Source organism: Dysgonomonas massiliensis (assembly GCF_900240225.1).
Taxonomy (GTDB): Bacteria; Bacteroidota; Bacteroidia; order Bacteroidales; family Dysgonomonadaceae; genus Dysgonomonas; species Dysgonomonas massiliensis.
In genome coordinates this window covers 13,975-29,953 of sequence record NZ_OEPV01000016.1, presented here as the reverse complement: position 1 = coordinate 29,953, position 15,979 = coordinate 13,975, and the positions used below count along the sequence as shown (strand labels likewise).

Sequence of the window (15,979 nt, the reverse complement as noted above, 5' to 3'; positions counted from 1 at the left end):
TATTATGAGTAAAAGAGAATGGGTATCACTGAAAGAATACAACGATATACTTTTCGATTTTTACAATGGTATTGCAAAAATCACAATTAACCGAGAACGTTATCGCAATGCATTCACTCCGACTACAGTTTCTGAAATTAGCGATGCGCTTCGTATTTGTCGCGAAGATCAAGATATTAGCGTTATAGTTTTAACCGGAGCTGGGAATATGGCTTTTTGTAGTGGTGGCGATATGAATGTAAAAGGCATCGGCGGATATGTAGGAAAAGATGGAGTCCCACGTCTAAACGTCTTAGATGTTCAAAAACAAATTCGCTCTATCCCTAAGCCAGTTATTGCAATGGTTAATGGATATGCTATTGGTGGAGGTCATGTTTTACATGTAGTCTGTGATTTAAGTATAGCCTCAGAAAATGCAATTTTTGGTCAAACAGGACCTCGTGTAGGTAGCTTTGATGCAGGGTTCGGATCATCATATTTAGCTAGAATTGTAGGACAAAAGAAAGCGCGGGAAATTTGGTTCTTATGTCGTCAATATTCAGCTGCAGAAGCTTTAGAAATGGGACTAGTAAATAAGGTTGTTCCTTTTGATCAACTTGAGGACGAAGTCGTTGAATGGGCTGAAACTATGATGCAACATAGTCCGTTAGCTTTACGCATGATTAAGGCTGGGCTGAATGCAGAATTAGACGGACAAGCAGGAATTCAGGAATTGGCAGGTGATGCTACAATGCTTTACTATATGACAGAAGAAGCACAAGAAGGAGGAAAAGCTTTCTTAGAAAAAAGAAAACCAGATTGGAAGAAATATCCTAAACTACCATAATTGATGAGACTCAAAGCTCAAATTATACCGAAGACATTACATTTTAAACGTCCTGCAGGTACATCCCGAGGGGCATATACCACGCGCGATATATGGTATATTCTCCTTACAGATGAAAAAACAAAAAATATAGGTATCGGGGAGTGTGCACCACTTCCCGATCTTAGCTGTGATGCACTGCCTGATTATGAAGAAGTACTCAGATCAGCTTGTGCTGACGTAGAACAGAATGGACAAATACGATATGATAAGTATGAGAATTACCCTTCAATTATTTTTGGCCTAGAAACCGCATTACAACAAATCGAGAGTAACAGTTTCCAGCTTTGGAATACTCGTTTTTCGAGGGGTGAACAAGGTATACCTATCAATGGTCTGATTTGGATGGGCAGCTATGACTATATGCAAGAGCAGATTGAAGAAAAATTAGCAAAAGGTTTCCGATGTGTAAAATTGAAAATAGGAGCTATTGATTTCGATAAAGAGATTGCGTTACTTTCTTCAATTCGTAAAGACTATCCTGCTGATAAAATCGAACTTAGAGTAGATGCAAACGGTGCATTCTTACCTCAGGATGCTTTGTCTAAATTGAAAGAATTATCCAAATATAACATTCACTCAATAGAACAGCCTGTTCGGCAAGGACAATGGGAAACAATGGCAGAGCTGTGTAGGGAATCTCCGATTCATATTGCATTGGATGAAGAGCTTATTGGAATAAAAAAGATAGAGCAGAAGAAAGAGTTATTAGAAAAAATACGTCCTGCTTATATTATATTAAAACCAACTCTACATGGTGGAATAAAGGGAAGCAAAGAGTGGATCACAATAGCAAAGGAACTAAATGTCGGGTATTGGATAACTTCAGCTTTAGAGTCAAATATAGGTCTTAATGCGATTGCTCAATGGTGTGCGACACTTAACTCGCCTTTACATCAGGGATTAGGCACCGGCTTGTTATTTACAGATAATGTTGATTTACCATTGACCATTCAAAGAGACCAATTATGGTTCGATTCGTCATTAGTAAATATAAATGATATTATTAGTTGGCTTTATCAATAAAAATGAATTACAATACTGATATAGAGTCACAAACAATCACTATCAATAATATAACATATAGCAGAAATGATATAGTTGATGTTAGTGAAAAGGATGTTCCATTTTCAGCAGAACTGCTAACTTTTCTGAGAGAATGGTACAATTCTTCCAAATATATGATTGCACATTCTTCTGGTTCCACGGGAACTCCCAAGAAGCTGAAAATCGAAAAACAGCGAATGCTACAAAGCGCGCTACTTACATGCCAATTTCTTGATCTGCAAAGAGGAGACTCAGCTCTTTTATGTATGAATTTGAAATATATTGGAGCTAAAATGGTAGTTGTCCGTTCATTGCTTGCTGGATTAAATCTTGTAGAAGTAAAGGCTTCAGGAAATCCAATGGTTTGTATTGATGCTACCGATTTCGCAGCAATGACTCCGTTGCAAGTTTTCAATTCATTACAGGAGCCAAAACAAAAAGCAAAACTTATGGCTATACGTCACCTCATTATAGGCGGTGGCAGCATAGATGAAAATCTCTCTAAAGAGTTATCAAACTTTCCTAATACGATATGGTCTACGTATGGTATGACCGAAACCCTTTCGCATATAGCGTTACGGCAGATTAACGGAGAATCAGCTTCAGAATGGTACACTCCCTTCGAGAATGTCACCATTAGTCTTTCTGAAAGTCAGACATTAGTAATTGATGCTCCGGCAGTCTCTAAAATAATCCTAGAAACGAACGATATTGCAGAAATCAATGACAAAGGTCAATTTCGTATTTTAGGGAGGAGTGATAATATAATCAATAGCGGAGGTGTGAAAATTCAGATTGAAGAGATTGAAACAATTTTGAGAGACTGGATAGATACCGATTTTATGATAACTTCTGTTCCCGATTCAAAATTTGGAGAAATCGTTGTTCTGCTGATAAAAGGAGAAAATTATCTGGACAAGATACAAGATATTTGTAACGGAAAACTCCCTGAATATTGGATTCCTAAAGCAATATATTCAATACCTGAAATACCATATACGGAGACAAACAAATTGAATAGAAAGGAAGCTAAATTGATAGCAAATACTTTGCATAAGAATACTAAATCAGGCCTCGACCTTAAGTAATGATACTTTACAATTAGACTAAAGCGCAATCGCATGCACTAGCGCTGTGATTTTAACCAGTTTGCAATAATATTTCAAGCAAAGTTTATTCTCTGTGTATTTTTAGAGTATTTAAATTCTATCATTACAATTAATATAAATCTTTCTGTTTAACTTCATAAGCTACTTCGTCCCTTTCTGGGGAGAGAAAAAGTTTCTGTTAAAGAATATATGTATAGATAAATAGCAAAATCGCATCTGGTTTATATTAACTATTAAGGTATTAAAACTTTTGTTAGATCTGATAAACAATATCTAATGAATATATGAAACAATTTCATTAAGTTTGGAATAGAAGAAAATACAGAAGATTCAAAGATAACACAACTAAATATAATATTATGAAGAAAAACGGATGGACTAAATTACCTTTTCTAGTTTTACTCATTGCTTTTACAACAAATATCAGCGCACAAAGTTTGTATCAGAAAGGATGGGATAGTTTCTTAAATAATAAAAGAGAGGAAGCCCGAGGCTATTTTCAAAAAGCATCGAAAGATAATAAATTTAAGTCGGAAGCATATTTAAGCTTAGCGCTATTAGATAATGCTGAAGATCGTGTAGATGAGGCGTTTGAGAATTGGGCTAAATTCTACGAAGGATCCGAAAAATCGAATGTCTTTTTGTATACAACTAGTCATATGCAATTTGCATTTTCAACGCGAAACGCTTTAAAGCAAAATAAACTAGATTTCGTGCAACAACTCGAAAAAACTCCCTCTCTGAATGGGTATCTGAAGTCGATTGTATCCACAACATTAGGATACCATTACGCAGGGATAAATGAATTGGATAAGGCTAATGAATATTTTAAATCTACGGGGGTATTGTATGATTGGCAGATTCTTGGCCAATTCGATAACACATCAGGGGGCGGATTTGACAAAGATTGGGGTGCATTGAAGAAAACAAAAAATAACGATAAGTTTCTCAATACCGTAGGAGCAGAGGTAAGTTGGTTCAATCCAGGTAGAAATAAAATGGATGGATGGTTTCACTTCGATTATTACATGCAACCTTCAAATTCTATTTTGTATGCACAAAGCTTTGTAAATATTACGGAAGATAGAGAAGTTATTCTTAGTATAGGTGTATCAGGTTCTCTTAAAGCATGGTTGAATGATGCACTGATGTTGAGTGTAGATGAAGAACGTAACTGTGGCATGGATTTGTATGCTACCAAAGTAAAATTGAACAAGGGTGCTAATCGGCTTTTATTACAATTGGGCGCTAGTGAAATTACATCAAGCAATTTTTATGTGAGATTTGTTGACGAAGTAGGTAATCCGGTCACAGGAATAACAAGTAGTCATGAATTTGCCGAGTATAAAAAAGATAATTCAGTGAAGATTCCGGAGATGATTGATTTCTATCCAGAAAAGATGTTGAAAGAGATGATTGCTAAAGATGCGGACAATATGTTATACTCTATCTTATTAGCCGAGCAATATCTTATCGCCGATAAATCTGACGAAGCAACAGAGTTATTGTTGTCATTGCAGAAAAAATATCCAACATCATCACTGCTTCATCAGAAGCTATCGGAAAGCTATACAAGAGCTAAAAATCAGACATATGCTACACGTGAGATTGAAGCAATCATGTTAAATGATCCTGATTCGTATTATGCTCAGGTATTGCAGATTTCAGTAGCACAGCAGTCTAACAAAACCAATGAAGTAAAAGAATTACTCGAAAAACTGATAAAACAGTATGGTCGTAGTGAATATGCAATAGGTATTGAACAATGGATAGCCGGACGTGAAAACGATACACAGAAGCGAGTAAGTTTGGCCGAAGAACGTTATAAAAAACATCCGGAGAATTATTCGATGGCAAGCAGCTTGTATTATATTACTGATAATTCGTTAAAAGATAGCAAGGCTGCCAAGAAAATTATAGAGGATTATTATAATACTTATTATAACGATAATGCAGTTCAGACTTTATCGTCGATCTATATGAAGGAGGGAGATACAGAAAAGGCATTAAGTCTGCTTGAAGACAGATTGAAAAGATTACCATTTGCCTCAGGTTACTATCTGAATTATGCTCAGACGCTATTGAATATGCAACGCTACGATAAAGCATTGGAGGTTTCAGATAATCTTCTGAGATTAACTCCATACGAAGCTTCTACATATAATTTAATAGCAAATATATATAAGGCCAAAGGAGATAATGAAAAAGCGATATCAAACTATAAAAAAGCTATATATTATTATCCTGGACATTTCAATGCCTTGGATCAATTAAGACTGCTCAAAGCAAGTAATGAAATGGAATTTTATTTTCCAAAGAACAATTTGGATAGCTTAATTGCAAAAGCAGGATCAGCTGCTGATTTTCCAGATGATAATTCAATAATTGTACTTCTTACCGAAGATATATTATTGCATGAAGGTGGAGCGCACGAATCGCATATCGAAATAGCAGTTAAAATACTGAATCAGTCAGGTATTGACAGTTGGAAAGAATATGTCATTAGTGCTTTTTCGGGACAGAATATTACTATTGATAAGGCTGAAATAATAAAAGCTAATGGACAAAAAGTTAGAGCGGAAAATAATAGAGGGCATATTGTATTTACCGGACTCGAGATTGGAGATGTATTGCATCTGGACTACCGTATGAAAACATATTATTCGGGTAAATTATCGAAAGTATTTACAGGTAATTCAATTTTCCAGTACGCACTTCCTACTATGCAAGTACGTTATATGATGGCTACGCCACATGACTATAAATTTGATTATAAATTCGTAAATGGAGATCTAAAACCATTAATTTCCAAGTTGTCTGACAAAACTTTATACAAGTGGGAGTTAAATAATCAATCATCTGTTAAAGTGGAACCGTTGATGCCGTCAATAGAGGATATAGCTCCAACTTTGTTCGTGAGTAATGTTCCTGATTGGAAATATGTAAGAGAATGGTATGAAGATTTGACTTCAAATAAATTTAAGTCAGATTATCTTCTTCGAACTACGGTTGCCGAGTTGATGAAAGGAAAAGAATCGATAAGTGATTTAGAGAAAGCTAAAATATTTTATGAGTATATAGTCAAAAATATATCTTATCTGAATGTGGCATTCATGCAGGATAATTATATTCCGCAAAAGGCTTCTCGTACACTCTCTACACGTATGGGAGATTGTAAAGACGTTTCTACATTATTCACGGCTATGTGTCGCGAAGTAGGTATTGATGCGAATCTGGTATTGGTATTGACTCGCGATTATGGAAAGAATGCCACCATTCTGCCTGCTATTTCCTTTAATCATGCCATTGCCGAACTTCATGTAGATGGGAAAAGATATTTGTTAGAATTGACTAGTAGCCAGCTCCCTTTTGGTACAGCATTCGAAACAGTACTGGATGCTACAATGTTGTCAATTAAGAACCCTAAAGATGGAAAGACAGATGCTTTGGAACTAATTGATATGTCAGCTCAGACTCCAAATAATGTGATACGTAATGCTAAAGTCGAATTTGATAATAATAATTACAATGTAGATTTTGCAAGTGCCAACTACGGAAACAGAGGAGCTTATCTGCGATATAGTTTTGCTGATATTGGGCAGGAAGAACGAACAAAATCGATGAATGAAAGTGTTGCATCTGATTATAGGGCAAGAACAACTGTATCCGATTTAGAATTTACGAATCTGGATAACCTTAAGGAGCAGGTTGAATATACATATAAACTTGTAGTCGAGAATATGATACAAGATATTGCAGGCATGAAAGTCTTTAAATTGGTATGGACTGATAATTTAGGTACTCTGGAAGAAATATCTATCCAAGATCGCAAGTATCCATTTATGAATTGGGCTTACAAGAGTGGTGATGCGAGCAAAGAAATTATAACAGTCATAATACCGGAAGGAAAGAGCTTGATAGAGGTTCCTTCGGATATAAATTTGGAATGTGCTATTGCAAAATATAGCTTGAGGTTCGATACATCGCAAGCAGGAATATTGAAAGTCACCAGAGAGTTTACCCCTAAAGCAGGTATTGTTAGTGTTGAGCAATATCCTGAATTCTCAAAATTCTTGAGAGATGTTTCAACAAATGACGAAAAACAATATGTGATTAAATAAATATTTATATGATATATTAAGAGAGACCGTTTCTGATAAAGGAAACGGCCTCTCTTTTTTGTGTTGATTAATAAACTTTCAGATATATCAATACGTTCGGAAATTGATTGCCAAGATAAGTACACTTCAAGATAGAGTGGGAGAGTGTAAAGAATAGTTAGAAGTATAATAAAGCAAGGACTACAGATAATCACTACCTGCAGTCCTCTAAAGTGTATGAAAAATTGAGTGTGTAGATGTATATATCTACACCATTGAGTTATTCTTTGAAAATTTCAATATGTAATATCGTATCGTAAGGATCTCCATATCCCATCGATTCACCTTCTTTATTAGTTCCTCTGAGAATAATACCTTGAGTATCACGTTTCCAAATGGACTTATCAGGAAAGCCTTCAGACGAGTGTTTGAAGGTGAAGAGATTCCCATTTCCTACAGGAGTATAAGTTGATGGGTAGAAATACTTATCAGTTTTACTGATACCGCCATATGCTTTACCATGTATTGCTCCTGCAACCTGATTCGCATATATTAAGCAAGTTAAGCTTTTAATCTTAGTATTGACTTCAGGATCTTCGAAATTAGGGTCGATAATTGCCGGAATAAATCGGATTTCCCCTCTGTGGTTTTCATCATCTACGAACTCAAGTGGAATTTCTCGAGGAATTTTGCTCTCGAAAGTACCCTTCAGAGTAAATGTCTTATTCACTTCTCGTTCAACAATTTCGATATCAGTTTCTACACGTTCTCCCGCCGAATTGGTATAAGTCATCTTGGCAGGTCCTAGTATCTCCTGATATCCTAGGTAGTCGAACTGATTGATTTTTATTTCAATCGTTTTTTCCAAGTATTTGAAAACTACTTTACTTTCACGTCTGTCTGTAGCTTCTTTCACTAGAATACGATGTGTATTATTCTCTAAATTTTCTACAGATATCCAACTTTTGTCTTCTTCAGCAATTACGACTTCGTAGTTAATGTTGGTTAGAAGTTCAGTAGTTCTCTCTCCACCCGCAAGGCTAAAGTTGTATTGAATTATCTTATCTCCCAAAAATTCGAAGAGAATTCCTGTCTGAGTCACTGGTACTCGATATTCTGTATTCCCAGAAGTTATAATGACCTCGATCGTTCTATTATGAAAGTCATAATTTGCATCGGCCGCAAGTTTCAAAATATTGCCATCTTTAACTATTTCGCACCAATCGCCATTACTCTTGTATTCGAAGTCGGCTGACGAAAGCTCAATTTCTCCGATTAATCCCTCAGGATTACCATCAATTGTAGTTTTTACAATGCGAAAGTTTTGTCCTTCTTTATCATCGCTACAAGCAGTTATGAAAAACACTAGTAGAGGGATAAATAATAAGTATATACTATTTTTATAGGATTTCATAATTCTATTGTTTTACAAAAATTGGGTTACTTATAACAACTGTTTTATTTGATATTACATCACTGCTACTCAAAGACGTTTCGTTTTTGAATACAACAACACGTATACCTACAATATATGTAGGGAAGAACAGACCTGTAAAAGATGTTTGTAAGAATCGCAGTTCAGGCTTTTCTTGAGAATATCTATACCAACTGCCGCTGTATGGACGAGTAGCATTGTATCCGGCTGATGCTGTCCATAGAATATTTGTTCTGGTTGCAACTGCTAGCTTTGTAACATATCCAGTTTCGGGATCTTTATCTAGAATCTGAGTTTTTATTCCAAGCGCATTATTTTCATATACTTCGATGTCGAATTCATAATCAAGATCTTCATCGAATTTGCGAAGGAAATCACTGGATACTCGAATTGTCTTGCCATCTCCTTTTTCCTTGAATTCAACTTCTACTGGATCTTCAAAGTTATCGGTTGTTACCATATATTTGCCAATCAGTTGTTTGTATTGGATAAATGTAGGGACTAATTCTACGTTTGTACTCTTGTCCATATCAACGAATTTACTGTTGATTTTGTCCCATACTAATCGCTTAATAGTATTATTGTTGACACTTAAAGAATCGTATAAGTTGATACCAATATTAGTAACAGCATATTTACTGATTTGTATATCAGGTCTGTCTGTATCATGTATCTCATTATCTCCTGCCCACAATGTCATAAATCCTGCATGTTGACCTGCCTTTTCTACAGAGAAGCGTGTGTAATTAGCAAGAGTTTCTTTTAGCTCTACAACCTCAGCACAATATTCATTCCAATCTTTATTTACTTCCATTGGGCGCATGACAATGACTTGTTTTTGTTTGATACCTTGCATAATGATTTCTTCCTTCGTAGCTTTCATTATTACAAACTCAAAGTCGCCACCATATCCATATGGATCAGAAATACTACCTGGATCGGCGAAAGGATGTAGAACAGTATTGTATGTATTGAAACTCAAACAAGGGCCTTGCATACGACTGATAGTGTAAGAAGATTCAATAACCTCGCCTACTTTTTCGTATTTACCCATCGTAAAGGCTCCGGCCATAGTAGCTTTGCCTTCATTGAACTTACACATAATTTGATAGCCACCTAATCTGCCATCTTCGAAACCAGCATAGTAATCCATTACCCAACCATTCTCGGGAGAGCTTAAAAGCTTCTCATACTCAAGCTGCATTTCTATTAATCTTTCAGCAGAAGACTTACCGAATATGTTTTCTTCTTCTTTTAAGCAAGATTGTAGAAGTAGCAAGCTTACTATAAGTGTTATATTGAATATAATTTTCTTCATGATTGATTAATTTGTAAATTCTTTAAATGTAATGAAGTCTAATTCTTCGGCTTTTTTTGATCTTCTTTGAGCACTTTCTTTGAGCTTTTTAAAATCAATGTCCCATGCTTCTTTCATGTAATCTGATACCATTTTCAATTTCTTTTCAATGGTTTCTCTACCGTACGAATCCACAACGTTTCCGTTGTCGTCATATTCAGTCGCATTTTTAAGGATTTCTTCCCAACCTTCGTCGGTAGTAGTTAAATAGATTGAATATACTTCAGCAAAATCTTCATCAGGCTCAGACGTTGCATATTCAGAGACAAAGCCAAGCTTGTAGATGTCTCCAAGTACTTTGTCTGCTTCTGTCCAATTGTCTCCGATGTAATTTTTTTCACTGATTGCTCCAAAAGAAAGGTCTTTTTCTTTTTTCTGATCTAATATATGAGAAAACTCGTGATGCATAAGATGCATATACCCAATAACTGATTCATAGTTGATTGTTTTAACCAAATTCAATTCGTATACTACAACGCGTAAACCTCCGGCTGCCGTTGCTAAAACTTTAGAATTAGTCGCAGGATCCAAGCCTTCACTACCTATCAGATAGATTTGTTTAGGCGCAGTTTTGCGAGTGAAATGCATACCAGCTACTTCGTCATAACATTCGAACCAACAGTATTTGATAATTTGAGTGAATTGTGTCGAAATATCAAATTTGGCAGGAGTAAGGTTGTAGCTGAAGTCGGTATCCATATAGTCGAATTGATATACCACTTGTATATTGTACGGAACTCGGAAATTGTCCTCTAGCCAATTATCAAATTCATTTTTCTGAGGAAGATTTTCAATGTCAAAAACACTGTTTTTATTATCTACATCGTCGTTGTCACAGCTTACGAAGAATGCTGCTAACAGTGTGGCAAAGCAATATATTATATATTTTTTCATAATAATTAATTATTGGTGTTATTTTCTTGGATTTGCTTTCACTCCAGCTACAACCATTTGTTGAGGTATCTGGAATACACGTCTAAGATCGTCTACTTCTAACTTATCAGTCGGAACTGGTGTCCCATCATAGATTTTACGTCTGTAGATTTCAATTTTGTATCTGTTGATATCAAACCAACGAGTTCCCTCGTGCACTAATAACGCACGTTTTGCAAGTAAGATTCCTTGTATCACATCTTTCTGATCTTCTGTAAGACCTTCCAGGTGAATTTCTTTCTTGAACTTCCCAGTTTCTACCGATCTTGGATCATAGTCATGCTTAGTTTTCTTACTTGGATCGTTAGGATCTTTTAATCTCATAAATTCAATCAGCTTTTCAGGACTTTCAGTATGTCTTGCCGAAGCATTATAGTAAGTGAAAGCTCGGATAAAAGTATCCAGATCCTTAGTTGCTGATACCAAGTCGCCAGATAAAGCATGGGCTTCAGCTCTTGTTAGCAATGTTTCGTCGGCAGTGAATAATGCTTGAACGATGTGTGTCCATCCAATACCAGCTACTTTATCCAGGTATTCAAAATATTCATCTATTTTTGGCATAAGAGCAATAGCTCCTTGCGAATACACAAGGCATCTGTATCTTAGCCATCCACCAATTGGAAGAGCATCTTCTGGAGTTACTTCATTAACTGTAATCTTTTGCATAGCAAATTTTTTACCAACGCTGTATGGACCAGAAACGCGTCCCCAGATTGATTCAGCGGCAGTCAATAGGAAGTTCGCTGTTTGTGTAGGTTCGATATATCTGTTGAACGCAATATCTAATTTACTTACACTTTCTCCATCTTTAGCCCAATTGCGCAGCATTGATGCCGGATTGTTTCCTAAAGCTGTTGTAGCATATTTAATTGCTTCGTCATATTTCTTGTAATAAAGGAAGAAACGTGCCGCAAATGCATAAGCTGCTTCTTTGTTCCAGTGATATTTCTTAATACCACCTTTATCGCTGCTTGACGTAGAAATTTTGATCTTACCTACATGTGGTAGTGCTTCACGTACATCTTCTTCGATCATTTTGTAAACATTCTCTACTGTTCCTCGATCGTAAGACACTAACAAGTTCTTTTCAGCTTCTAACACATATGGAATACCCATGTCGGTGTTGCTAGTCTTCGGATCGTAGCTTTTCGAGAACAAATTGACAAGGATGAAGTGTCCGTATGCGCGGCATAGTCTTGCCTCTGCTTCGATACCTTTTAATGCATCCTCGGTAACTTTACCTTCCTCGTAAATCTTGTTGATAGCCTCTATTGCAGCACAAGCTGTCTGGATGGCATAATAATACTTTCTCCAAATATCGTAAGTTGTATCAATATCGTCTCCAACCACATCTTGCCATCTATAAGCTTGTTCTTGACCAAGGTTCAGAGGCGAATATGCGGTAGAAGCATTCTCTTCAGTATTATCTGACGCCATTTCTGTTAGGTAAAAATAGCTAGATTGAGGATAAGCAGAGACTAACACTTTTCTGATTTTTTCTTCAGTGTCTAGATCTAGACGATTGTCTGGGTTTTCGGCTAAGTAGCCATCGAACGTAGAATCTAATGCATCTTCACACGAATAGAAGGAAAATACACATCCAAGGATGAGGATGTATAAAAAACGCATGTTTATATATTTGTTATTCATAATCTTTTAGTATTAATTGTTTGATTATAATCCTAAACGTAGAGTAAATGTAAATTGTCTTGCCATAGGCAAGGCAACACCACCACTAGCAAAGAATTCAGGGTCGCTACCATTTAGCTTCTTATCAGCATAAAGTAAGAATAGGTTTGTTGCTTGCAGTTTCAATGATAGATTGTTGAAGCTTTTAGGTAGAATTTTCTTGTCAAATGTATATGTCAGAGATAGCTCTTTTAGTCGAACGAAATCTCCTTTAGCAATACGTTCTGTCGAATAGTTATATAAGTTATAAGCTGTTCTTAGGTAACTGTTTTCTGCATATTGATGCTTGCTGGCAACAACTGGAATTGTCGTGAATTGTTCATCACCAGGCATTGTCCATCTATTTTTGAATTCCTTAGGAAGTGCATCTAGATCCGAGTAGCTATATTTGAAGAAAGGATCTAGTCGTAAAACGTTTCCAAACGAATAAGTAAGGAATACGTTTAGTCTGAAGTTTTTATAATTTAAAATGTTACCTAAACTACCTGAGTAAGGTGGGTTTGTTGGACCTTCGTATTTCAAGAAAGTTTGATGATCAGGACGAACTTCTTGTAAGTTAACGTCATTAATTGTAATTTCTCCATTTTCATTGTAGAATGTTGGGATACCTTCGCTGTTCAGACCTGCAAAAGGTATAGAGAATACAGCTCTGTCAGCATATCCTTGTTTAGCATAACCACTACCACGAACTAGCTTAAGTATTGAAGATTGGGATAGCAGTTTGGTAATCTTAGTTTGATTATATGAGAAGTTGAATGTAGTATTCCAAGAGAAATCCTTATTTTGGATGTTTCTTGTATTGATTGATACTTCAACTCCATGAGATTTCATGGTCGCAATATTACCATATTTCATACCAAGTAATTCTGTAAATACTGGGCCTATTAGGTCATAATTCTTTCTTGTATACCAGTCTGTAACAACACTTACTCTATTGTCGAAAAGTCCAAAGTCGACACCAATATTTAACTCTAATTTTTTCTCGTAAGTAAGGTCTTGGTTTTGGAAACCAGCTAAGTGAGGAATACCATATTTTGCTTCTAACGAGTTGCCATATCCGATCTGTAACCCAGTTTCTAACAAGCTAGAAGTTGGTCTCCATGGAGTATTACTCATTACCATCATAGTTGCATTGTTGATATAATCGGGTCCTGTCTCTCCAGTTAAACTGTATGACCCCCTAAACTTCAGATATGATAATGTTTTTTGAATAGACTTCATGAAATCTTCTTCATGAGCATTCCATGAAAGTCCGATATTCCAAGTAGGCAACCATCTTGTAGCTTTAGATTTACCTAATTTGTTACTTCCGTCGTAGCGTAAAGTTGTAGTTAGAGTATATCGTTGTTTATATGAGTAAGTTGGGTTAGCATACATACCAACTTTTCTAGAATAAGAATTTAGTATTGTGTAATATTTCGATCCTTCTTCGTTACCTTGTTTAAAATATTCGTATGGATAGTATGCTATATCGCCTAATTCGTATTGACGTCCCCATTGCATAACCCAGTTTTTTTCTCTGTCATAAGAGTTAAATTCAGCTCCGGCATTGATGTTCAGATAGTGATCTTCGTTAAATATTCTTGTAAAGAAGATAGAAGAACGGAAATCGAATGCAAACATCTTATTGTCAGTCTTCTGGAAAAAACCTCCTTCTGGCAGAATTGATACTGGATGTTGGTATGGATAATCAGGGTCATCATAAAGATACGGATTGTTCGTTTGTGTCAACGAGTTCCCCATAGCGCGGTATGCATTTGCTTGGTTCGAAGCATCTTTGATATGGTGTTCTGTAGATGCAGCATCGTATTTGATAGCTCCAATGTTTGACCACTCTAAACCAGGTATAATGCTCCATTTTACTTCACCTTGGAACTTAAATCCTGATACACTCAGGTCCATGTAGTTGTTGTTCAACTCGTGTTTGATATTGAATCCAGTGTAGTTACGTGTATAAAAAGTATTTGCATCAAGAGTTCTTGATGCGTTCAAGGCATAATTGTATGGGTTGATATCAAACGATCGAGTTACTTCACCAAATACAGGATCGTTTTCTTGAGACATAGCCCCTGGCGCTGTTTGCTTTCTGAATGATCCATTAGAGAGTATTGAAAGAGATAGATTTTTTGCCAAATTGAATGTAGCATTAAAGTTTGCTGTGTAACGATTGGCTTTATTTTTCATAGTCCATCCCGGATCAAGCATAGCACTTAACGAGCCATAAAATTGAGTTTTTTCTGAACCAGAGGAAATACTAACTGAGTGATTCTGGCTGACATTATGATTAAATAATTCATTGAACCAGTTTGTATTTCTCATTTCAGCTTCTTGTAAATATGCATATTGTGCTTCGGCTGTATTAGGAAGCCCAAATATTCCTGATGTTTGATCATATTGGTCTAAAAGTCGGTACATATGTCCATAGACTCCAGAGTTTTTTCGAGTATATGTTTCTGCAAAACTTAACCAACCTTTATCCTTTAATTCTTTATAGAATCCCATTTGTTCTTGAGAGTTCATAATGTTGTAATTACTATATGTCGGAACCATTCTGTATGAGAATTCACCTGTATAGTTTACACTATGATGTCCGGCTCTACCTCGTTTTGTAGTCACGACAATAACTCCGGCCATAGCTCTTGCTCCATAAATTGATGTTGCAGAACCATCTTTCAATATTTGAAAGTCTTGGATGTCATCAGCATTCAATCCTGCAATAGCAGAGCTGATTAGAGTTAAAGCATCACCTGATGACAGGTCGTCAGCATTTACTTCCTCTACATCTTCCAATATTACGCCATCTACAACCCATAGTGGTTTTGAGCTACCGAAAATTGAAGTTGCACCACGTACGCGAATTTTAGGTGCAGCACCAAATGTTCCTGAAACGTTTTGTACAGTAACCCCGGCAGCACGCCCCTCAAGCGATCGACTGATATCAGATAAACCGTCGATTTTGACATCATCATTTGTTAATTTAGTTGTTGCTCCGGTAAACATACGTTTATCCATTTTTGTAATTCCAGTTACAACAACTTCAGTTAACACTTGGCTGTTAGACTCTAATACTATATTCATGTTTTCGGATGCTAAGACTTCTTTTGTGTTGAATCCGATGTAGCTGAATACTAGAGTTGTTTTGTTCGATGGTACTTTTATTTCGAATTTACCATCTACATCGGAAATTACTCCAACGGTGGTTCCTTTGATCGAAATTGTAGCGCCAATAGCTGGCTCGCCGGTTTCGTCAACAATAGTTCCTTTTGCTACAAAGCCATTCGATTGCATTACCGACTTGTTGTCGGGCGAATTTGCAAAAGCTTTATTCGTCACAGCGGGAAGTAGATAAAAAATGGCAGATAAAATCAAAACGTTTATTCTTCTTATCCGATAGAATAAAACTGTTTTGGATTTCCTTTTTTTAATTTGTTCCATAAACATGAA

Annotated in this window: 9 protein-coding genes; 4 read left to right on the top strand and 5 right to left on the bottom strand. The window is 36.1% G+C overall.

Going from position 1 to position 15,979, the window contains the following annotated elements; translation table 11 throughout:
* Positions 1-4: 4 nt before the first annotated feature.
* The 4 genes from menB to C1A06_RS14420 all read left to right on the top strand — a co-directional run bounded on the left by menB (position 5) and on the right by C1A06_RS14420 (position 7,142).
* Complete coding sequence (gene menB / locus C1A06_RS14435) at positions 5-826, top strand: 1,4-dihydroxy-2-naphthoyl-CoA synthase (protein WP_185116851.1); 822 nt, start codon at positions 5-7, stop codon at positions 824-826.
* Positions 827-829: 3 nt separating this feature from the next.
* A complete protein-coding gene (menC, locus tag C1A06_RS14430; protein WP_101690851.1) occupies positions 830-1,891 on the top strand; it encodes an o-succinylbenzoate synthase in 1,062 nt (353 codons plus the stop codon).
* Between the two features lie 2 nt (positions 1,892-1,893).
* Positions 1,894-3,000, top strand: coding sequence for an AMP-binding protein (locus C1A06_RS14425; protein ID WP_101690850.1), 1,107 nt, complete (start codon positions 1,894-1,896; stop codon positions 2,998-3,000).
* Positions 3,001-3,380: 380 nt separating this feature from the next.
* Entirely contained in the window at positions 3,381-7,142 is a 3,762-nt protein-coding gene (locus C1A06_RS14420) for a DUF3857 domain-containing protein (protein ID WP_101690849.1), read from the top strand.
* 259 nt (positions 7,143-7,401) lie between these two features.
* Here C1A06_RS14420 and C1A06_RS14415 read toward each other — a convergent pair whose 3' ends face one another.
* From C1A06_RS14415 to C1A06_RS14395, 5 genes are read right to left on the bottom strand one after another with little or no spacing between them, the layout of a single operon-like run.
* A complete protein-coding gene (locus tag C1A06_RS14415) occupies positions 7,402-8,535 on the bottom strand; it encodes a BACON domain-containing protein (protein WP_101690848.1) in 1,134 nt (377 codons plus the stop codon).
* A 4-nt stretch (positions 8,536-8,539) separates the two neighbouring features.
* Positions 8,540-9,874 carry a DUF4302 domain-containing protein gene (locus C1A06_RS14410; protein ID WP_101690847.1) on the bottom strand — a complete coding sequence of 445 codons (1,335 nt, stop codon included), beginning with the start codon at positions 9,872-9,874 and terminating at the stop codon, positions 8,540-8,542.
* A 6-nt stretch (positions 9,875-9,880) separates the two neighbouring features.
* Positions 9,881-10,807, bottom strand: a complete 927-nt coding sequence (locus C1A06_RS14405) for a substrate import-associated zinc metallohydrolase lipoprotein (RefSeq protein WP_101690846.1) — start codon at positions 10,805-10,807, stop codon at positions 9,881-9,883.
* A gap of 18 nt (positions 10,808-10,825) precedes the next feature.
* On the bottom strand, positions 10,826-12,496 hold the full coding sequence (locus tag C1A06_RS14400) for a RagB/SusD family nutrient uptake outer membrane protein (RefSeq protein ID WP_101690845.1): 1,671 nt from the start codon (positions 12,494-12,496) through the stop codon (positions 10,826-10,828).
* A gap of 24 nt (positions 12,497-12,520) precedes the next feature.
* Entirely contained in the window at positions 12,521-15,823 is a 3,303-nt protein-coding gene (locus tag C1A06_RS14395) for a SusC/RagA family TonB-linked outer membrane protein (protein ID WP_101690874.1), read from the bottom strand.
* Positions 15,824-15,979 lie beyond the last annotated feature (156 nt).